The following is a 21875-nucleotide window of genomic DNA, read 5'->3' on the forward strand; positions in this document are numbered from 1 at the left end:
TCAAGTTGTTGTCTAGTTAAAATTTAACTATGTTAACCTTTGCTAATAATAGTTGGTTGCATTTCCCAACAATTAATAAGTACATCTGGGTTTAAGCTCCTATGATCATAAAAAACATCGTTTTAATTTATTTTTTACTTATCAATTTTATTACATTATCGTAAGCTATTACCTAAAATAATCTGACAACAGTAGTGTTTTATGGTCAAATTCTTAATATGGATTTATCCTATGATGCTACTCTGAAAGATTTTTTCTCGATGATTATTCAAACACAAGAACTGAACGCTACAGATAATTTTGTTAATAGTTATAGTTCTTGGGTTATTTTAATTCTTAAATTCAACAAGGAATACGCAACCAAATAAACAGGATCATTTTATTTTTAAGCACACAATTGATTCTTCCATTCCAGTATCTTCAACAATACCTTTTGGTTGTAGATACATCATTAGAGTTTCTATATTGACAAAAAGAAGTGATGCTACAGTTACAATTGTTGATACACCAATTATTGTTGAACCTACCTTATCTATAGGAGACTATATGCTAAAGAAAAAATTTACTGCCTTTTATCCTAATCCGGTAAGAGAAATATTATACGTTACCGATAGTGTAAGATCTCAAGAATACAGAATTCTGAATATATCCGGTAGCATGGTAGAATCTGTAGAAGCAAGTACTACCTTAGATATATCTGATTAAATGTAGGCACCTACTTTATAGAGATAAAAAGGGGTATTGCGGAATTCCTTACATACTAAAAATTTATTTTATAATTTTTACTATTAGTGTCCGGTTATACTAAATGATAGTTTATAAAGCTAAATAAAATAAGGTAATTCCAAACTTTGAAGTGATTAGAGGTTGCCTTTTCACTTTATTAAAAGTAATCTGTTCTTTAATATAAATATTTATTACGATATAGATTGGTCTTGATTCTTGTTTATAGAAGCGATAGCGACCTGTCCGTCCGCAGGCGGGTCTTGAGTCTTTACTAGAGATTAATGAATTTTATCTATTGGAATGGTTAGATATAATAATATGTCTGACCATTTAGTATATCATCCCTAATAAGAAACAGATCTGTAAACTGAATTGATATAATTAAACGGGGGAATTGGGAAAGAAGCCTTTATTTAAGAAATCTAATAATGTCTTTTTTTTCTATGATAGTCTTATAACGAATGTTTAAGATTTACCTTTTTTAATTCTATATGATTAAAGTTACTGAAAGAGATCAGTCGTCTTCTTAAAGTAAATATTGCTTCAAAAAATTATATGATACCAAGGATTTATAAGAAAATTCCTATGTATTTCTTACAGTAATAAGAATAAAATTTTTTTGGATTTTTATATATAGATTAAAATTTGCCGAATAAATAATATAAAATTATAAATATATAGTGTTGTTTTTTTAAGTATTGGTATAAAATTTATCTACATAGTAAATATTCTATATTCTTATTATTATAAATAATTAATTATTCTAAATGTACTTATTAATACAAAAGATAATTATTATAACTTGATTCCTACATTTTTAATAATTCTTTATTGGTTGATTTCTATTTAGTTGTAATTTATGTCTATATTTAGTCTAGTTGTTATTTTAACGTGATAAATAGTAAATTCTTAGTTTTAAGTCTAAATCTTTATAATTATGAAAAAAGTTACGTTAATTTATTTTTTACTTATCAATTTTATTGGATTTTCTCAATCCATTACTTGGAATAATCCGGTAACTTCAGCTGCACCTGGTCAAACACTTAGCATGGATATATCCTACGATGCTAATCCGGAAGATCTTTTTTATGTTCTTTTTGAAATTAGAGAAGTAGATGATACGTTCGCTATTGTAAACAGTTATAATACTACTTTCCCTGTTAATGAAACCAACGGTCCGGAACCAAATCAACAGAGTAATATTACTTTTGATTATGAATTAGATGCTTCCATCCCCGCTTCTTCCACATTGCCTCCGGGAAATCAATATTTAATCATTGTTGCAATGTCATTAAATAATGATGCTATATTCCGGAATGATAATAGGTCTATCAATATTGATCCTACTCTTTCAACTGGTGATTTTGGTACTAAAGAAAATTTCTCTGCCTTTTATCCCAATCCGGTTAAAGATGTATTATACTTTACAGATAATGTGAAATCCCAGGAATATAGGATTTTGGATTTATCCGGTAGAGTGGTAAAGTCTGAAAATGCTAGTACTACATTAAATGTAGCGGAATTGAATGCAGGTACCTACTTTATAGAAACAGAAAATGGAATCGGAAAATTCCTTAAATACTAAATTTTCATTTGTACCTTTGTATACTAAAATGGTTAGACTATTATGACGTCTAACCATTTTAGTATATAACTTAACGAGTTTTTCAATTGAATAATCTACTACAAATTAGCACCCCAATTTTTATGAAAAAGAAACAAATGAAATTAAAAAATACCATAAGGTCAATTGCTATTACAATGCTAGTCTTTAGTTTTAGTGAACTACAGGCACAGGTGAATGTTGATATTAATTTCGATGTAAATCATACTTTAGACGTAATTACCTCCTTTGATAGAGAAAAATTTATTACCTGCCATTCCGATCCAAGTGACAATGATTTTAACGGAGAGTTAGACAAACTGGATTATCTGATTAATGATCTGGATGTGTATTTCGGAAGAGAAACCGGTCGGATGCGTTTTCAGGTAAATCAGGTAATAGAAGATCCCGCACGACCTGGGTTTGCAAGTCCTAGTGATATGACACGAAGAGGGAATCAATCCCGAAATAATTATGCCCGTAATACAAGTCGGCATGCTTATGAAAAAGGTAATCTAATGACTGCTGCTCAAGATGTTCCTTTTTATCCTAATGGAAATAATGCCACTAGTAGAGGTTGGGTTTTTTCTCAGACGGATACACCTTCTGAACCTTTTGGTACAGCTACAGGAGAGTATATGGGAAGATTTCTTAGAGATTACCACGGTACGGGTGGGGCAACAGGTGATGTTAAACCGCTCTGGGTAGAAGTGATGAATGAACCGGTTTGGCCATTGGTAGATGTTAATTTACATGGGGGAGGTACTATCGAGAATATCTTTAAAATGCATAATTCCGTAGCAGATGAGATTAAGAGATTTTCTCCGGATACCAAAGTGGGTGGTTTTACTACTGCTTTTCCGGAATTTGAAAAAAACGGACGCCAGGAAAATGCTATATTCGGACAATGGGAAGAGCGATGGAAACGTTTTATTGATGAAGCAGGACCAAAAATGGACTTTTACTCTATTCATTTATATGATTTTCCCGGAATTAGAGGCGGATTGGAACAGTATCGTAAAGGAGGTAATATGGAAGCCACGATGGATATGATTGAACATTATAATACGATAGTATATGGTGATGTCAAACCATGGGTTATATCTGAATATGCATCACAACTACACGATTGGTTTAACCAGCCTTGGTCTGCATTTAGAGATTGGCTTTTTCTTAAAGCGCAATCTTCTATGCTTATGCAATTTATGGAACGAGCTAATGTTATAGAAAAAACCATTCCTTTTACCGTGATGAAAGCAGAATGGGGCTTTGGTAATTTTAGTAATAATGGATTTCCTTATTACTGGCGTATGATGCGAAGAGCAAATGAACCTAATGACTATAGCGGAGATTGGATATGGACAGAATATATTAAATTTTATGAACTATGGTCAGATGTTAAGGGAGTTAGAGTGGATACCCGAAGTACAGATCCGGACCTTATGGTAGATGCCTACGTAAATAATAACAAAGCTTATCTTATTTTAAATAATATTGATGAAACCAATCTTAATGTTAATCTGAATGAATTTGGATTAAATGGAAATGTAGTGAGCGAAGTAAAAATAAAGCATTTGTATCTGGGTTTGGATAATACTCCCAAATTAGATACCGTTATATTATCAGAAATTCCGGACGACGTTACGGTAAATAAAGAAAGCTGTATGATTGTAGAGTATACATTCAATACCCCGGTCGTTGTTAATGAATCGTCTACTGAGGTCAAAACCTATGCAATGACCTATAAGCAACCTATTGTTGCTAATACAGCTATTAGCTTTACCATTTCAAATATTTCTAAAGGAAGTTTTGGAGAAGGTATTTTACGTCTGGGAATCGGAAGGGAAAAGAACAGGGTTAGAATACCCGTAGTTTCTGTAAATGGTAACGCAGTTATCGTATCATCAGATTACAGAGGGGATGATCAGAAAGATAGGAATAGATTTTTCGGAATGTTAGAAATTCCGGTTTCTAATAACGTATTAAATAATGGAAATAATATCATTAATGTGACATTTCCGGATAATGGAGGTTTTGTAAGTAGTTGCGCATTACAAATTTTTGAATTTTCTAAAAATATTGTAAGGACTAGTAATAATGTACAAAGGGATAGGTCTATTACATTCAACAACCGAACGTCTTTTAATAGGAATGGTTCTTCGGATCCTCTTGTTGAATTTGGACAGGTAATGGATATCAACGTAACTTATAAAACGGGTATTACCGGAGGAACGGAAGAAGATTTAACTTATATAGCAACTCAGGTAAGACAGGTAGATGGCTCAGGCAATACGGTTAATAATAGTGCTTTTACATCTTCCATTCCCGGTACTGCAGATAATACAGGTACTTTTACCTATCAGTACACTGTTCCGGATAAATTTAGTGATGATACGGATATTCCTTCCTTCAATGATCTACCTTCGGGACATAGACTTCTATTGTTAATTTTTATGTCGGTAGACGGAGATAGTAATTTTGCTAATGCTAACGACACCATTATAATTACTGATAACGTATTATCAGTAGAAGAAGTCACTGATATCAATACTACTATACAACTGTATCCGAACCCTGCTTTGGATAATGTGTATCTTAAGGGTGATTTTGATACTTGGCAATTATTTTCTGCCACGGGTGCATTATTGCTAAATGGTAAGGATCAGAACATAGATACTTCAAATCTGGCATCAGGACTTTATTTTATTAATTTTGATAATACCAAGCAGTCTATTAAGTTCGTAAAGTATTAACTTTTTTAGTATTCTGTACACTCTATGTTTTAGAGGATGTATATAAAAATTTAAAACCACTTTCTTGTTTACGATTGAGAAGGTGGTTTTTTTATTATTGATTTTTCCGAACGTAATTTCCTAATAAATTCTTTCACCTTAGTTTACATACTTTGTAGTGCAGATGAAAACAAAGTACCAGGTTTAGAAAGTGCTTTTCTGCAATTCCTTTTTTGTTAAATTAGTAAAAGACTACTTTAAATAGTTAAAGAAAACTATATAAAGTATTAAAAACTAATGATTCTGGTAAAGAGCGCTACTATATTTACCTTCTCTCTAAACAAAAATTCATTTTCTTTTATATATTTGAAAGCATGCAACTATACTAATATCAAATAATATGAACTTAAATAGGAAAAATTTTAATCCTTACATTAAAAATCTAGTTTCAACTAGCAATATATCTAATCTTTCTTTAAATACCTCCTTTACAGGTAAATAGTCAGTTAGCTGTATCTTAATTTTATACCAATCACTAATTATTAGAAACTATCCCTTAAAATGTATTCTATATGTTTACTAAAAACTTAATATACTCGATAATTCTTTCTATGAGTCTTAGTGTCACCGGATGCGGAAGTGACGATCCGGAATCGAAAGATAACCAAACTGATAATCAACCCGTGGCAAAGGGGGATGTGTTAATTGTAGAAGAGGATAGTACCTCCGGAGAAGCAAATAGGGTAAATGTATCTGAGAATGATGACTTAGGAATGAATGGTGGGGGAGATGATAATTATGCGAAGGCTACCAATCCGTTGCATGGAAATATTACTGAAATCAGTGACGGTGTATTTGAGTATATACCGAATTACAATTATGATGGGGAGGATAGTTTCTTATATACCATAAATGATAGCAAAGGTAATGAAGCAGTGGCAAAAGTAGATATTATAGTAAATCCTTATATACCTACTAAAGAGGATTTTAATAATATAGACCCTGATCTGCCTTCTTTCGTATCCATAGATAATACTACCCCTTTAGATAAGAAATGGACAAAAGTGGAAGCAATGTCTGATGAATTTAATACCTGGGATTTGAATAAATGGTTTAAATCTACCTGGAATTACGGAGTTCCTGTTTATATGTCGGCATCTATGGACAACTCAGGAGTATCTGATGGGAATTTATGGATTAAAGCTACTTTAAATGAAAATAACCCGGAGCAAAGGTGGTTTCAGTCGGCTAGAATACATTCAAAGGCAAAAATAAATTATCCTATGTATACCGAAGCCAGAATTAAAACGGCTCATATATCTGCTTTCAATACTTTTTGGTTGAATAATGGAGATGCTTCCAATAGGGATGAAATTGATATTATAGAGAATAATTCCAAACCTTCCTGTGGGTGTCGAGATAAATTTCCAACAATTATGAATTCTCAGTATTTTCATGCAGATTCAAAATTAACTCCTGTAGTTATAAGAAATAGTAGTAACTATAACAATACTGATTTATCAGAAGCCAACCCTCTTAAAGGAGTACCGTGGAATATGGAATATCATACGGTAGGAGTATGGTGGAAGGATAGTAAGAATATTCAATTCTATCTGGATGGTGAACCTGCCGGAAACGTAGTGGTAGGTAATCACGAATCAGGAGATGATTACCCGAATCGGTTATTTACCAGAGACCTGGAGATAATTTTTGATTTATGGACAAAAGATGAAGATTGGTTAGGAGGACTTCCAGCCAAAGCAGATTTAAATGACAACACTATAAATACAATGAAAATTGACTGGGTAAGAACCTGGAAATTAGAGGATATCTAATGTTTTCGTTATATATTTTATAACTATAGCTAAATGAATATTCATGTTATTTTATGTTGATTTAGCTATATAGGCTAAGTATAAACCCTCGCATGCATAAAGAAAGTATGAAAGGTATCCTATGAATTTACGGATTCTAAAATTAGTAAGGCTAAAAAAGGATGATCAATAATCCTTTTTTAGCCTTACCTTTTTAAACTTATTAACAATGATTGACTTCCTGCGAGGAAGTTGTAGTAAATGCCAATCTACTATAAAACAGTTTTATAAAAACAACATTTTTTGTCGTATTAAACTTTATTCTTTTATCAAACTAAATGATTTTAATACTTCTGATGATGCTCCTTCAAGCATTACAATATAGATTCCTTTATCTAAAAAGTCAATAGATATCTTACTATTGGATTTTATTTGTTGAGAATACAATCTTTGACCTAATATATTATTAAATGTAACTGTATAATTCTGATTCTGAAGTCCTGAAAACGAAACAATATCTTTGACCGGATTAGGATACATGGTAATCTGGGTTTTGTTCGGAACTATTTCATTTGTAGATAAAGCGTTTGCAACTATAGTAATAGGCAAAGCAGAAACGTTAAAGGAATCTCCATTACTCGAACTAAAGCTTGCAAACAAGAAGTAAAATTCTCCATTTTGTAAATCAGCAGATGGGAGTATAGGATCACTACCAGGTGGGAGGTCATCCAGGTTAATATTTAAAGTAGCCGTTGAAGTACCTGACTCTGTATTTAAAACGGAATTATCAATGACAATATCAAAATCACGAATTAAACTAAACGTTGATGTAAGATGACGTAAAAAATAACGTATTCCTCCGTTATTACCTGCAATTACCGTATTGCCAGTACCGGCGTGATAATCAACGGTGACTTCTATCGTTCCACCAATTTCATATGCCGTATTGATATATGTATCTCTGTTATCAAAAGTGATGCTTGGAGCCACTAGATCGGTAACGGTTACAGTAGCTTGATCATTGATGTCCTGATCTGTAGTAGAAGCAACGGTTATAGTAGCTACTCCAGCAGCTACCGCAGTAACTACACCATTTTGATCAACAGTACAAATTGTTTCATCACTACTGGACCAAGTTAAGGACTTATCATCTGCATCAGCAGGTAATACCGTAGCCTTTAAGGTAGCGATGTTTCCTGCTATAAGATCAACCGTTTCAACGTCTAAGGTTACAGATTCTACCGGTATAGGAAAAAAAGCAACTACACTTACTGCTACGGAAGCTGTTACGGAGGTATCTCCTACGCTAGTAGCAGTAATAGTTGTACTACCACCTTCTAATACCCCGGTGACTAACCCGTTTTGATCTACTGTTGCAACAGACGGATCAGCAGAACTCCAGGTTACTTCACGGTTAGCAAAGACCGGTTCAACCTCTAAGTTTAACTGGGTATCAGTTCCTACACGAACCTCAACCGGATCAGGGGTAATAGTAATACTTGTAGGATCTAATAAATTCGTGTCAAAAATTTGATTGACGGCTTCATCCGTAAATTCTGCCACTTCACCGTTTCTCCATCTAACCGTAATGTTAGTAATCCTATCATCAGTTCCTATGCCAAAATGAATCATATTTAACAAACTCTGAGAATAAGAGGCTCCTGATGATCCTACTCTTTTAAACAAAGATTTACCTCCGTTAGTAGTTAATGTAACTTCCGCAGAGATAGGATCGACATTATTAGCAGGAGAATATCCTACTTTTACAATAGCATAATTACCAGTATCGTTTTTTTGATTTTCAAATAGATACCAGGTTCCTTTCATATCATCCCCATTTAACAGGTCTACATCACCGTCCAGGTCATAATCAAAAGCCTGTCCCATATCTCCGTGCGACATAGTTCCAACTACCGTAGCAGCATGATTAGTGGTAATCTCAAATTTGCCCTGACCGTTATTCATTAGGATATAATCCGAAATCCGGTTTCTCAAATATCCGTATCGATGTACAAAAATATCCTGGAAACCATCATTATTAAGGTCTCCTGCAGTTACTCCCCAGTGATTTCCTCCTTTTGGGATATTCCATTGCTCAGAAACATCTACAAAACTAACCTCCCCAGTACTAGGGTTTAAATCATTTCTTAAAAGTAGATCCTGTACATTTCTATTTTGAGCGGGTGGGGTTGCGGAAGTAAAACTACTTACTCCGTCAATTGTAAAACCAATGCTAAAAGAAATATCTCCGCTTCGTACCGATTTTAATCGCCACTTTCCTCCCCCTAAATGTCCAATATACAGTCCGTCTGCAGTGGTGGTTGCAGGAAAACCATCTGCGTTTGCTTCGGTGGCTTGTATATCCGGAATAGTAATCGGATCGTTTCCTATATTTAAATTATCAATAGCTACATCCATAGCGCTTCCTAAAAATACCGGGAAGTTACCTGTAAATTGATTTCTACGGGCAAAACTTAAGTTTGATAAATCCAGCACATCGTTTTCAGCTTCAAAATCGATAGTTAGCGTTCCGGTACCTCCGGTAGTTCTTCCGTCGATTACCTTTCTAATAGGGTCATAATCCAAAGAAGTATCATCAGAAATTAAAAAAACCTCCTTACCTCCGGTAATATATAAATCTAAATCTCCATCATTATCGATATCTACATCCAGGGCACTTAAATTATCAAACTTACCTGCAGCACCCGTTCCGGCTAACCAGGTATCCGTAACATTTTCAAAGGTAAAGTTTCCATTACCTTTCCATATAGATAGACGGTCTATAAAAACGATATCATCAATGCTATCTTTATTTAAATCCGTTATAACTACTCTTGAACCGGAAGCATTTTCTAATCCCGTAATACCAACTTGGGTAAATGTTCCATCCCCTTTATTAGCATAAAAAATGTGTTGCGCATTGTTTCCTCCGTTTATACCGGGAGCATTAAATAAAGCTAGATCTAAATCTCCGTCCAGGTCAAAATCAACCCATCTCGGTGAACGACCTCTGGCTCCGGATATGATTCCTACATCCGCATCACTTCTTACCAAAGTTCCATTGTTATTTTTATAAAATAATGGTGGTTTTGGAGTAGTTCCGTTTCCTCCTCCCAAGGCAATAACAATATCAAGATCTCCGTCATTATCAAAATCGCCTGCAGCTGAACCATGCAAATCCATTAACCTGAATAAAGAAAGACGTGTTTCATCAGTTACATTACCACTAGCACTCCCAAAGAATAATTTACTTGGTGAATCCACATCATTATGATTATTTAGAATCATATCGTAATGTCCATCGTTATTAATATCTGCAATTGAAGGCCCTCCGTACTTGTCTCCTTCTTCTATACTTAAACCAATAGTACTACTTACATTAGTATAAGCAGGGATGTTTAAACCACTAACGTCTTCCATACTAAGAGAAGAGATAGTAACGTCCTGATTGCTAGAGAAAAAATCTAATGAAACATCTCCCGTAGCAGGAAAATTTACCATAAAATTTAAAGACTGAACTCCAGTAGAAGGAATATCAATATTATCAATTAACCGTTCCCCTCCCACTTCCATAGTTAAATTAGCATAATCAGATGCTATGCTAACGTCCATATTTACGCGTTTTAATAAACTTCCGCTTACCGTATAATTTATAGAAACGGGGGTTCCAGGAGAAACTACCGTAGGTGAAGTAATAATTTGTCCAAAACTGTTAAACGATATGCTTAAAAAAAACATAAATAGTACTAACGCTTTGGTTTGAAATAATTTTCTTTTCATAACCTGATTGAATTAATTTTGATCTTTTAATTTTTTTATTCTTACTTTCTTACATACTAATGTGAATAGAATTTTAATTTATAATATTTTAAATATCAATGATTTGTGATTTTTTAGTGTGTGAAGGAATAGTTGAATTATAAGTAAGTTTTATTATATCTAAAGGAGGTAATCCTTTGTTTAAAATGTATTAAGAACCACGCTATCATGGTGTAATAAATCCGTAGTTCATTTATCTGATTTATATAAAAGCAGTTTAATCGAAGCAATCCCTAGCCTAAAAATTTTAAATCTTAATAAGCTACTTTTGCTGCTTAATATATAATTGGTAATATATTAACTATAAATTATCAATTAGTTTAAAAATTTAACCGCAATATAATGATTTTTTAAAATATAAATAGTTTTAAAAAATCATTTCTAAAGAAAAATAAACGAAATAAATAATAAGTAAACAAAACTAAATTAATTGTTAATTGATATGGTTGGGTTATTCTCAATATGGTAAGGTTTATGAATTTACAATTACCGGTTTTGTTGATTAAGAGTGCTATATTGTTTAAGTAATTTTTGCAGAAATTTCATAAGATCTTAAGAAGTGTATATATTAGAAAAATGAATGGCTCAAATAATTTTCTACAAAGAGTTTAGTTATTTATTATAACATACTTAGATTTATAATGACTAACCCCCAAGACTCTTTTTTTTCTGAAGTTAAACCTGAGGCTATATTTTAAGATCCGAAAGTAGGTTGTCCGAACTCACCTCGACTTACTTACTTTATTAATAATAAAGAAATTATAATTAATGATAGTCACTGTTTGAGGCAGAAAGTTCAGTGTAACAATTAAGTAAATCAGACTTGACAAAAGAATAAAATAAAGAGCTATTTATCGATTTTGACAATAGGTAAATGAACTTTCAATTTAAATAATTGATTTATGATAAGAATTTAATATAGAGGATTACAATAGATTTAAAAACCTAACTATTCTGCTATAATTCTTTAAATTTTTGGTAAATTACTGATATTCAGTTAAAAGGAGTTTTAGCATAGATAGTTATATAAAGAACACATCTTTACTTATAGTTGAAAGCCTCTTTAAAGAACGTATTTATACTTATAGGATAGTAGAACACCATAATTTTAAAAACTAGAAACAATTTTATAATATTTGGAATCAATGTTCAGTGTAATACGAGTGATTGTTCAGTTATTGATGAGTTAGTAAATGGCACTATACAATAGTAATATTATAGTTTTGACCTAATAAAGTTATCAATTAATTAATAAAAAATGAGAAAAAGTTCATTTTTAATAATATCACTTATTTTAAGTCTGGTAGTCGGTTGTAAGCAATCGCTACCTACGGATGTTGCTGAAGCCTATCAGTCGCTCCCGGAAAAGGTAGATTATAATATACATGTAAAGCCTATTCTATCTGATAAATGCTTTATATGTCATGGTCCGGATAAAGCAAAAATATCTGCGGGTTTACAATTGCACGCTCCTGAATCGGCTTTTGCAGAGTTACCGGAATCTCCTGGTAAGTTCGCTATCGATCCGGGCAGTTTAAAGAATTCGGAAGTTTTTCATAGAATTTTATCAGAGGATCCTAAATTAATCATGCCAACTCCGGAGTCTTATCTAACCTTATCTCCGGAAGAAAAAGCAACTCTTATAAAGTGGATAGAGGAGGGAGCAGAATATAAAGACCACTGGGCTTTTATTGCTCCTAAAAAACCTGAAATACCTAAGCTTAAAAAAGATCAAATCAAAGAAAATCCAATTGATAATTTTGTAGGTAAAAAATTAGAACAACATAATTTACAATTAGCTAAAAAAGCAAGTAAAGAATTATTATTAAGGAGGGTATCACTAGACTTAACTGGATTACCTCCCACTAAAGACGAAGTGCTAAATTTTTTAAATGATGATGCACAGAACGCGTACGAAAAACAGGTAGATCGTTTATTATCCTCTAAACATTATGGAGAAAAAATGGCGGTAGACTGGCTGGACGTAGCTCGTTATGCAGATACTCATGGTTACTTTGTAGACCGTTACCGGGATATGAGTCCCTGGAGGGATTGGGTAATTAAGTCTTTTAATGAGAATATGCCTTACAATAAGTTTATCACATGGCAGCTGGCTGGGGATTTACTAGAAAATCCTACTAAGGAGCAGATATTGGCCACAGGTTTTAATCGATTACATCCCCAAAATCTTGAAGGTGGAATTATTGATGAAGAATTTAGAGTAGAATATGTTTCGGATCGAACCAATGTAGTAGGGCAGGGAATCATGGGATTAACCGTAGCCTGCGCTAAATGTCACGATCATAAATACGATCCTATCTCACAAAAAAATTATTTTGAACTTTACGGCTTTTTCAATCAGGTAAATGAATCCGGTCAGATTCCCTGGGATTGGTCTATGCCGGTTCCCACAATGTTGCTACCTACGGAGGAAGAAGAAAAAATGATGGCATATATTGAGGATTTGGTGGCCACTACTGAAAATAAGGTGATAGAAACTGTTGCTGTAGAAAAAGATAAGGTGGCACAATGGATACAGGATGAGAAATATAAAAAGGATGCTTTTACGGACTCTAAACACTTAGTAGCCCATTACAACTTTGAGAATAGTAGCTTACGAAACACTTTAAATGCAAAAGAAAAAGGAGTAATGAAAACTCAGTTTGCTAAAAACCAGAAAATCGTTTTAAAGAAAGGTTATCAGGGCAAGGGCTTAGAGTTTGACGGTGATGCCTGGCTGGATTTGGATAAAGTAGGAATCTTTCAGAGAAGCGAAGCCTTTAGTATAGGTATACGGGTATTTATTCCAAAGGATTTAAAAGAAGGCGTTATCTTCCATAAAGCATACGGTACCAGGTTACATAGTTATAGAGGCTACCACCTTTCAATCACAAAAGACAATACTTTTGAATTATTGTTGGCCCATGTCTGGCCGGATAATGCCATCGTAGAAAAAACAATTAAAGAAGTACCACGGGAACAGTGGATTCAGTTAACACTTACTTATGATGGTTCCAGCAAGGCAAACGGTTTAAAACTCTACATGAACGGAGACCCTATGCAAACAAAAGTAGAAATTGATAACCTATACAAGGATATTATCTTTCATGATTTGGATGACTATATTTATCCTAAACCTATAGAACCGGGATTACAGGTAGGTGCACGATGGAGAGGTAAAGGAATTGCTGGTGCTATCGTTGATGACCTAAAGGTTTTTAATAAAGAGCTTACTCCTTTAGAAATTTTAAAATTAACAGATCCCAAATTATTAGAGCCTATTATCTCAAAAGGATATGCAACGCTTACGGATAAAGAAAAAAATAAGTTACGGTCATATTACTTATCGTCAAAATCTGTTCCGGTTAAAAATGCACTTTCTTCCTTGCAAGAAGTCAGAACCATGCAGGCAGATAGTGTAGATAATATCCAGGAGATTATGGTTATGAAAGATTCTACCGGAATTCGAAAGACCTATGTTTTAGAACGCGGTCAATATGATGCACATGGAGATGAAGTTTTTCCGGATACTCCCGGGAGTTTACCTGCCATGTCTGCGGACTTGCCCAAAAACAGGTTAGGATTGGCCACCTGGTTAACTGACCCAAAAAATCCTTTGACGGCAAGAGTAGCGGTAAATCGATACTGGCAGAATTTTTTCGGTAAAGGAATTGTAGAAACTTCCGAAGATTTTGGAAATCAAGGAAGCTTACCTACACATCCCGAATTGTTGGATTGGCTGGCAACGGAATTTATAGCTTCCGGATGGGATTTAAAAGCCTTAAATAAGCGTATAGTCATGTCTGAAACCTATCAACAGGACTCCAATGTATCTGATGAATTAAGAGAACTGGATCCTGACAATACATTATTAGCTCGCGGACCTTCTAAACGATTATCCGGTGAGATGCTTCGGGATAATGCTTTATTGGCAAGCGGATTGCTGAATCCTAAAATAGGAGGGCAAAGTGTAAAACCTTATCAACCGGACGGACTTTGGCAAATGACACATGCGGCTTATGAAAGAGATACCGGAGAAAAGCTATACCGAAGAAGTTTATATACCATATGGAAAAGAACGGCTCCTAATCCTACAATAGCCACGTTTGATGCCTCCACAAGAGACATTTGTATGACTCGTAGACAGGAAACCAATACACCATTGCAAGCACTTGTATTACTAAATGACCCTACTTATATAGAAGCTTCAAAGGTAATAGGTAAAAATATGACTGCATTTTCTTCCATAGAAGAAGGAATTCGTGATATTTATATCCGCTTAACTGGTAAGCGAATAAGTAATACAGAACTGGATTTGTTAACAGAACTACAGAAAGCAGAGTTAGCAAAGTTTAAAAATAATCTCAACAAAGCAGAAGGATGGTTGGCATCCGGAGATTTTAGGTTTGATGAAAACGATAATCTTCCGATGATTGCTGCAAATGCGGTAGTAGCAAGTACCATAATGAATTCCGATGCGACTATAACTAAAAGATAATTGTACTATGTGTGATCACCACGATACCTTACGATCTAATAATAAAGACCTTCAACAGGTAGAAAAGATGTTTGACAGAAGGTCATTTTTAACTAAAACCTCTTTAGGTTTTGGTGCGCTGGCTTTGGGTTCGTTGCTAAAAGCAGATAAAGCCTGGAGTTCGGTAAAAAGCAATGTAAAACCGGACCTCGAAATGTTTAGCCGAAACGATTTGGGACTACCACATCATGTGCCTAAAGCAAAACGAGCTATTTATTTATTTCAAAGCGGCGGACCTTCACAAATTGAACTGTTTGATTACAAACCTAAGTTAAAGGATTTATTCGGAAAAGAATTACCGGAATCCGTTAGAAAAGGGCAACGACTTACCGGAATGAGCGCGGATCAAAGTTCCCTGCCCATTGCACCTTCTATTATTGACTTTAAGCAGTATGGAGAGTCAAGAGCTTGGGTAAGTGATGCTATGCCATATTTATCAGAAGTAGTAGATGATATCTGTTTTATAAAGTCTATGCAAACTGATGCCATCAATCACGATCCTGCTATTACCTTTTTCCAAACCGGTAGCCAGCAACCAGGGAGACCTTCTATGGGTTCATGGATAAGTTATGGGTTGGGTTCAGATAATGAAAATCTACCTACGTTTATTACCTTGGTTTCTAAAAATGGTAAAGGACAACCTCTGTATGCGCGTCTTTGGGGTAATGGTTTTTTACCTACTGAACATCAGGGTGTACAGTTCAGAAGCGGAAAAGATCCGGTACTTTACCTAACAGATCCTGAAAATTATGATGGTCACGATCGTCGTCATATGTTAGACTATCTAAGTAAATTGAATGACGTACAACATAGTTTTTATGGCGATCCTGAAATCAACGCACGTATGTCGCAATACGAAATGGCATTCCGTATGCAAACTTCTATTCCTGAAGTAACCGATATGAGCGATGAACCGGAATATATCTTTGATATGTATGGTAAAGACAGTCGTGATCCGGGTACCTATGCTGCCAATTGTTTATTGGGGAGAAAGCTACTGGAAAAAGGAGTTAAATTTGTGCAATTATACCATCAGGGTTGGGATCAACACATCGGATGCCCCGGCGGAGTATTAGGAAATGCTCGAAAAACCGATCAGGCAAACGCTGCTTTAATAAAAGACCTAAAACAACGGGGTATGTTTGAAGACACTTTGTTAATTTGGGGTGGTGAATTTGGGAGAACAGTATATTCTCAAGGTAAATTAACGACCACAAATTATGGTAGGGACCATCACCCAAAGGCCTTTACAATGTTTATGGCTGGAGCAGGAGTAAAACCCGGAATGACTTATGGAGAAACCGATGATTTTAGTTATAACGTAGTAAAAGACCCGGTACATACCCATGATTTTCAAGCTACCTTATTACACCTTTTTGGTATTGACCACGAGCGTTTAACATATAAGCATCAGGGAAGGAGATTCCGGTTAACAGACGTCCACGGACATGTAGTGAAAGATATTTTAAGCTAATCTTTGAGGAAAAATAAATAATGGCTTCAAGAAGAAAATTCATTAAAAATACATCCCTGGTAGGAGCAGGGCTTGCTTCTTCCACCACCTTTGGTTTTCATATCATAAAGAAGCCTCCGGTAAAAAAAGAAGAAATTGTAGGCCACGGGGAATATCAGTACAGGATTATTAGGGATTGGGCCACCATGAGTACCGTAAGAACTCCTATCCTTAACTGTCATGAAATGCAAATGGATAGTAAGGGCAGGTTAATCATGATGGGGGATCATACGGATAATAATATATTAATTTTTGATAAATCCGGTAAATTATTGGATTATTGGGGTACAGCCTATCCGGGCGGACATGGGTTGACGCTGTTTACTGAAGGAGAAGAAGATGTTTTATTTCTTACCGATTCCGGTTGGTTTCTAGATAAAAACGGCAATTGGATTCAACATAACGGGAGGGTTACTAAAACCACTACGGATGGTAAAGTGATCTTTGATATTGGGCACCCGCAAACTATAGGAATTTATAAACCCGAAGATCATTTCTGCCCTACGGAAACTGCAATCGGGCCTAACGGAGATATCTATGTGGCAGACGGATACGGAATGGATTATATTATTCAATATGATGCGAATGGACAATATATACGGCATTGGGGAGGAAAAGAAAATAAAGATTCTAATTACAACTTAAGTAATGCACACGGAGTAGCAATCGATTATCGTGATGCTAAAAATCCAATGGTGGTATGTACTTCAAGAAACGAGCGATCCTTTAAATGGTTTACTCTGGAGGGTACCTATGTAAAAACTTTGCATTTACCTAATATGCAGGTATGTCGACCCGTATTCGATGATCAAAACCTGTATGCCGGTGTTTGCTGGTCACAGCCAAAAGTAGGAAGAACTACCTGGAAAGATCATACGGGTTTTGTAACTATTTTAGAAGGAGATAAAGTGGTGTCTAACCCGGGTGGTACGTCTCCGGAATATATCGATGGAACCTTACAAAAATCTTATCAGCTAGCACATAAACCCATCTTACATGGTCATGATGTATGTATTGACGAGGATAAAAATTTATATATCTGTCAATGGAATGCAAATGGAACTCCCCCATTAAAATTAGAAAGAATTAATAGTTAATAACAAATTAAGTTTCCTTACAACATACCGATGTATGTATAGTGACGATTTCAAATCACTTTAAAAACAGCTATGAACGAAGTATCTGATATTGTTTTATTTTTTGGAAGGTTTCATCCCCTGGTAGTACACCTTCCTATAGGTTTTTTATTTTTTGCTTTTATACTTGAAATATTTGCAAAGTTTCAAAATAAAAATGTTCTAAAAGAAGCTATTCCTCTAGCCTTATTTCTAGGTGCGGTGAGTGCCATTGTAGCTTGTGTTTTGGGGTATATGCTATCCCTAAGTGGTGATTATGACAACGAGGCTTTAGACCAACATTTTTGGTTTGGTATAGCAACCACAGTGCTTTCTATTTTCGCCTGGATTTTAAAAACCGGAAAACTGAAAAACATGATAAAAGAGTCGGTAAAAGTACATATTGCTACGCTTACCTTTATCGTAGTGCTATTGAGTGTTACCGGACATTACGGAGGTAATTTGACCCATGGATCCGATTACCTTACCGCTTATCTTCCAATAGGGAAAGAAGAAAAAAACGAAGTTCCTTTAATCAGTAGCATCGAAGAAGCACAAATCTTTACCCATCTGGTGAACCCAATTCTTGATAAGAAGTGTGCAAGTTGTCATAATTCTTCCAAAAAGAAGGGTGGACTTTCCCTGGAAGATGAAGTAGCTATTTTAAAAGGAGGGAAAAGTGGAGTTCCTGTAATAACAGGAAACAGTGATCAATCAGAGTTGATCAAAAGGGTTCATTTAGACCCGGAGGATAAAGAGTTTATGCCACCGGAAGGAAAAACACCTTTGACCGATGAAGAAATAAGAGTAATTGAATATTGGATAGATAACGGACAAGCTAGTTTTACATCAACCGTAGGTAGCCTGGCAGATACCCCGGAAGATATAAAAAAAATTATGGCAGAACAATTACAACTAGACGGAAGTAAGTCGGTGTCTGTAGCTTCTTCGGTTTCACCGGAAATTTTGGAAAGCCTCCTGAAAAAAGGGGTAAATATTCGCGAAATTGTAGCTAAAACCAATCGATTTGACGTTTCTATGTTACCCAATAGTAAAGCGGAGGAAAATATAAAAGAAGAAAAAATACAGGAAGTATTACAGGAGTTGACTAAAATTAAAGATAATATCGTTTGGTTATCTCTGCCCTCCCAGGGAATTACCGATAGCCAGGTAAAAACAATAAGTACGTTTACCGGATTACAAAAATTAGGATTACAAAAAAATAATATTTCTGATGAGGGAATATCCTATTTAACAAACCTGGAAAAATTGGAAAGTATAAACCTTCATAGCAACAAATTAATTACCAATAAAAGTATAGAAGAGTTGTCCAAGTTTAAGAATTTACAGAATATTTATTTATGGGGAACTTCCGTTCAAAAGGAAGAAGTATTTGATAAAAAAGTTGTATTGTAAAAATCCTAATTATCCTGAGCTTTATCGAAATACTCGATAGTTCTGCTTAATTTGTTGAATCATACTTCTTCCTTTGATTGAAGCATTAGTATTGAACTTACATATTTTAGGATTATTATAAGTCAAATGCACTATAGATTGCTACTATTTAAAAATGCTTCCTTATTTATTTTTTTAAAACTTTTATAATTACGGATTTACTGATAGGAGTATAGCTTTTATCTGCGTAATGGTTGTATGGGACTAGAATATTAGTCTCTGGGAAGTAGGTAGCGACATTCCCTTCAGGAATATCGTACGGGATGATTTTAAAGTTCTCCGCCTTTCGTAAGATATCATCGTACGTACTAATCAAATCCACAATTTCTAAGGAAGTAAAACCGTGCTTCTTTATATCCTTCTGATTCATGAAGATGACCCTTCGTTCATTAAAAATACCACGGTACCGGTCATTCATCCCGTAAATGGTGGTGTTGAATTGGTCATGCGAACGTATGGTCATCATTAAAAATTCATCTTCCTGTAGCTGGTGCGCAGGTAAGGAACAATTACTAAACTGTGCCTTACCATTAGGTAGTTTACTAAAATCCAGGTCTCGGACATTGTTTGGTAAATAAAAACCAGCTCCTTTTGATTTTTCTTCAACTCCCTTAAAATCAGAAATGACCTGCTGTAGCTTTTCCCGGATTTTAGTATAGTCCGTACTTAAACCTAACCAGTCAACAGGATGATTTCCTTTAAAATACGCATGAGCAATACCTCCAATGATTTCGGGTTCGCTTTTCAAATTTTCTGAGGCAGGTTTTAACATTCCTTTGGAACGATGTACCTTTCCCATACTATTTTCTACCGTAAAAAACCGTGATTTTCCGTCTTTAGTATCAAATTCGGACCTTCCTAAAGTCGGTAAGATTAAGGATGTTTTACCCGCAGTAGTATGCGTACGGTTTAATTTGGTACTTACCTGTACGGTTAGGTCACAATTTTGCAAAGCATCTGCAGTATATTGCGTATCCGACACCGCAGATACAAAGTTACCGCCCAATCCGATAAATACTTTAGCTTTACCTTCATGCATTGCCTTTATAGAATGAACCGTATCTAGCCCTTCTTCAGTGGGTGGGGTAAAACCAAAAACCTTTTCTACCGCTGCATTAAAAGCCGGTGTTACATGGTGTACAATACCTACGGATCGGTCACCCTGTACATTACTATGTCCTCGTACCGGACAAGTTCCTGCACCTGGTTTACCCAGACTTCCTTTTAATAATAATAAGTTGACACATTCTTTAATATTCTCCACCCCATTTTTATGTTGGGTAAGTCCCATCGCCCAGCAAACAATGATTTTATGTTTATTTGCCAATAAATTCACTGTTTTGTCAATTAATTGAGGAGAAACTCCGGATTGCTTAATTAGTTCATCTACATCAAAACTTTGTAGATGATTTAAGAAGGATTCATAACCTTGCGTATAGGTTTGGATAAAATTATGATCAAAAACGCTGTTAGTTTGTTCATCCAGTTTAGCCAGCTTTATGAGAATTGCTTTTAAAAGCGCAATATCTTCATTTATTTTTACCGGTAAATGAATATCCGTAAGTGCTTCCCCGTTAGCCAGCACACCTTTGATTTCCTGAGGATTCTTAAACCGGATAAGACCAGCTTCTGCTAGCGGATTGATACTAATAATCTTCCCGCCATGTTCCTTGCACTTTTGTAGCGCGGACAACATACGGGGATGATTGGTTCCTGGATTTTGACCTAAAACGATAATAGCTTCGGCTTTTTCAAAATCATCCAGGACAACAGAACCTTTTCCGATTCCTAAAGTTTCATTAAGTGCAACTCCACTTGATTCGTGACACATATTAGAACAATCCGGCATATTATTGGTGCCAAAAGCCCGTATAAAAAGTCCGTATAAAAAAGCAGCTTCATTACTAGACCTTCCGGAAGTGTAAAATATTGCTTCATTAGGATTTTGCAATTGATGTAAATGTGCTGCGATTAAGTTGTACGCATCGTCCCAGGCTATAGGTTCATAGTGGATGTTACCAGGATGGAGCACCATAGGTTCGGTAATACGCCCGCTTTTTCCAATTTGATAATCCGTCCACTGTGAAATTTCTTCTACGGAATGTTTGGCGAAAAAATCGGCATCCACTTTTTTATTAGTAGCTTCTTCTGCCAGTGCTTTAGCTCCGTTTTCACAGTACTCCGCTACTTTTGAAGGTTTATCCGGATCCGGCCAGGCACACCCCGGACAGTCAAAACCTTCTTTTTGATTCATCTTAGCCAGTCCTGTTAAAGATTTTACAACCCCCATTTCTTTAAAAGCATGCTCCAGAGCTACTTTTACGGCTTTAGGTCCGGCAGCATAAGTAGCAGGTTCTTTTAATGTTAAATCGGAAAAAGCGGTGGAACCGGTTATAGAAATGTTTCTTTTGGAATTACTCATTGGGATTGAAAGAAAGTTTTAATAGAATTAATATTAATGTCCGGTTGAAATAAATAAAAGTTAATAAAGCATAGTAAAATAAGGTAATTCCAAACTTTGAAATGTTCGGAGGTTACTTTTTCACTTTTTTAAAAGTAGT

General features: G+C 35.0%; 10 protein-coding genes. 8 read left to right on the top strand and 2 right to left on the bottom strand.

The window, feature by feature from the left end; translation table 11 throughout:
* Positions 1-465: 465 nt before the first annotated feature.
* The 4 genes from NBT05_RS09015 to NBT05_RS09030 all read left to right on the top strand — a co-directional run bounded on the left by NBT05_RS09015 (position 466) and on the right by NBT05_RS09030 (position 6896).
* Positions 466-705 (top strand): hypothetical protein, encoded by a 240-nt coding sequence (locus NBT05_RS09015; RefSeq protein WP_265773158.1) that lies wholly within the window; start codon positions 466-468, stop codon positions 703-705.
* A 958-nt stretch (positions 706-1663) separates the two neighbouring features.
* Complete coding sequence (locus NBT05_RS09020) at positions 1664-2311, top strand: T9SS type A sorting domain-containing protein (RefSeq protein ID WP_265773159.1); 648 nt, start codon at positions 1664-1666, stop codon at positions 2309-2311.
* A gap of 122 nt (positions 2312-2433) precedes the next feature.
* Positions 2434-5082 carry a T9SS type A sorting domain-containing protein gene (locus tag NBT05_RS09025; protein ID WP_265773160.1) on the top strand — a complete coding sequence of 883 codons (2649 nt, stop codon included), beginning with the start codon at positions 2434-2436 and terminating at the stop codon, positions 5080-5082.
* A 551-nt stretch (positions 5083-5633) separates the two neighbouring features.
* Entirely contained in the window at positions 5634-6896 is a 1263-nt protein-coding gene (locus NBT05_RS09030; RefSeq protein ID WP_265773161.1) for an Ig-like domain-containing protein, read from the top strand.
* Positions 6897-7193: 297 nt separating this feature from the next.
* Here NBT05_RS09030 and NBT05_RS18390 read toward each other — a convergent pair whose 3' ends face one another.
* Positions 7194-10655 (bottom strand): Ig-like domain-containing protein, encoded by a 3462-nt coding sequence (locus NBT05_RS18390; protein ID WP_322874204.1) that lies wholly within the window; start codon positions 10653-10655, stop codon positions 7194-7196.
* Positions 10656-11952: 1297 nt separating this feature from the next.
* Here NBT05_RS18390 and NBT05_RS09050 point away from each other — a divergent pair.
* From NBT05_RS09050 to NBT05_RS09065, 4 genes are all read left to right on the top strand, one after another.
* Positions 11953-15192, top strand: coding sequence for a DUF1553 domain-containing protein (locus NBT05_RS09050; protein WP_265773162.1), 3240 nt, complete (start codon positions 11953-11955; stop codon positions 15190-15192).
* Positions 15193-15199: 7 nt separating this feature from the next.
* Positions 15200-16705 carry a DUF1501 domain-containing protein gene (locus tag NBT05_RS09055; protein ID WP_265773163.1) on the top strand — a complete coding sequence of 502 codons (1506 nt, stop codon included), beginning with the start codon at positions 15200-15202 and terminating at the stop codon, positions 16703-16705.
* Positions 16706-16725: 20 nt separating this feature from the next.
* Positions 16726-17841, top strand: a complete 1116-nt coding sequence (locus tag NBT05_RS09060; protein ID WP_265773164.1) for a 6-bladed beta-propeller — start codon at positions 16726-16728, stop codon at positions 17839-17841.
* Between the two features lie 72 nt (positions 17842-17913).
* Positions 17914-19275 (top strand): DUF2231 domain-containing protein, encoded by a 1362-nt coding sequence (locus tag NBT05_RS09065; protein WP_265773165.1) that lies wholly within the window; start codon positions 17914-17916, stop codon positions 19273-19275.
* 166 nt (positions 19276-19441) lie between these two features.
* On the opposite strand, the gene NBT05_RS09070 is transcribed toward NBT05_RS09065, so the two are convergent.
* Positions 19442-21736 (bottom strand): FdhF/YdeP family oxidoreductase, encoded by a 2295-nt coding sequence (locus NBT05_RS09070; RefSeq protein ID WP_265773166.1) that lies wholly within the window; start codon positions 21734-21736, stop codon positions 19442-19444.
* Between the last annotated feature and the right edge of the window lie 139 nt (positions 21737-21875).

Source organism: Aquimarina sp. ERC-38 (assembly GCF_026222555.1).
Classification (GTDB): domain Bacteria; phylum Bacteroidota; class Bacteroidia; order Flavobacteriales; family Flavobacteriaceae; genus Aquimarina.

Coding starts and splice junctions, on each gene's coding strand:
- NBT05_RS09055 (WP_265773163.1), top strand. CDS start 15,200: ATGTGTGATCACCACGATACCTTACGATCTAATAATAAAGACCTTCAA.
- NBT05_RS09065 (WP_265773165.1), top strand. CDS start 17,914: ATGAACGAAGTATCTGATATTGTTTTATTTTTTGGAAGGTTTCATCCC.
- NBT05_RS09070 (WP_265773166.1), bottom strand. CDS start 21,736: ATGAGTAATTCCAAAAGAAACATTTCTATAACCGGTTCCACCGCTTTT.
- NBT05_RS09050 (WP_265773162.1), top strand. CDS start 11,953: ATGAGAAAAAGTTCATTTTTAATAATATCACTTATTTTAAGTCTGGTA.
- NBT05_RS09020 (WP_265773159.1), top strand. CDS start 1,664: ATGAAAAAAGTTACGTTAATTTATTTTTTACTTATCAATTTTATTGGA.
- NBT05_RS18390 (WP_322874204.1), bottom strand. CDS start 10,655: ATGAAAAGAAAATTATTTCAAACCAAAGCGTTAGTACTATTTATGTTT.
- NBT05_RS09025 (WP_265773160.1), top strand. CDS start 2,434: ATGAAAAAGAAACAAATGAAATTAAAAAATACCATAAGGTCAATTGCT.
- NBT05_RS09060 (WP_265773164.1), top strand. CDS start 16,726: ATGGCTTCAAGAAGAAAATTCATTAAAAATACATCCCTGGTAGGAGCA.
- NBT05_RS09030 (WP_265773161.1), top strand. CDS start 5,634: ATGTTTACTAAAAACTTAATATACTCGATAATTCTTTCTATGAGTCTT.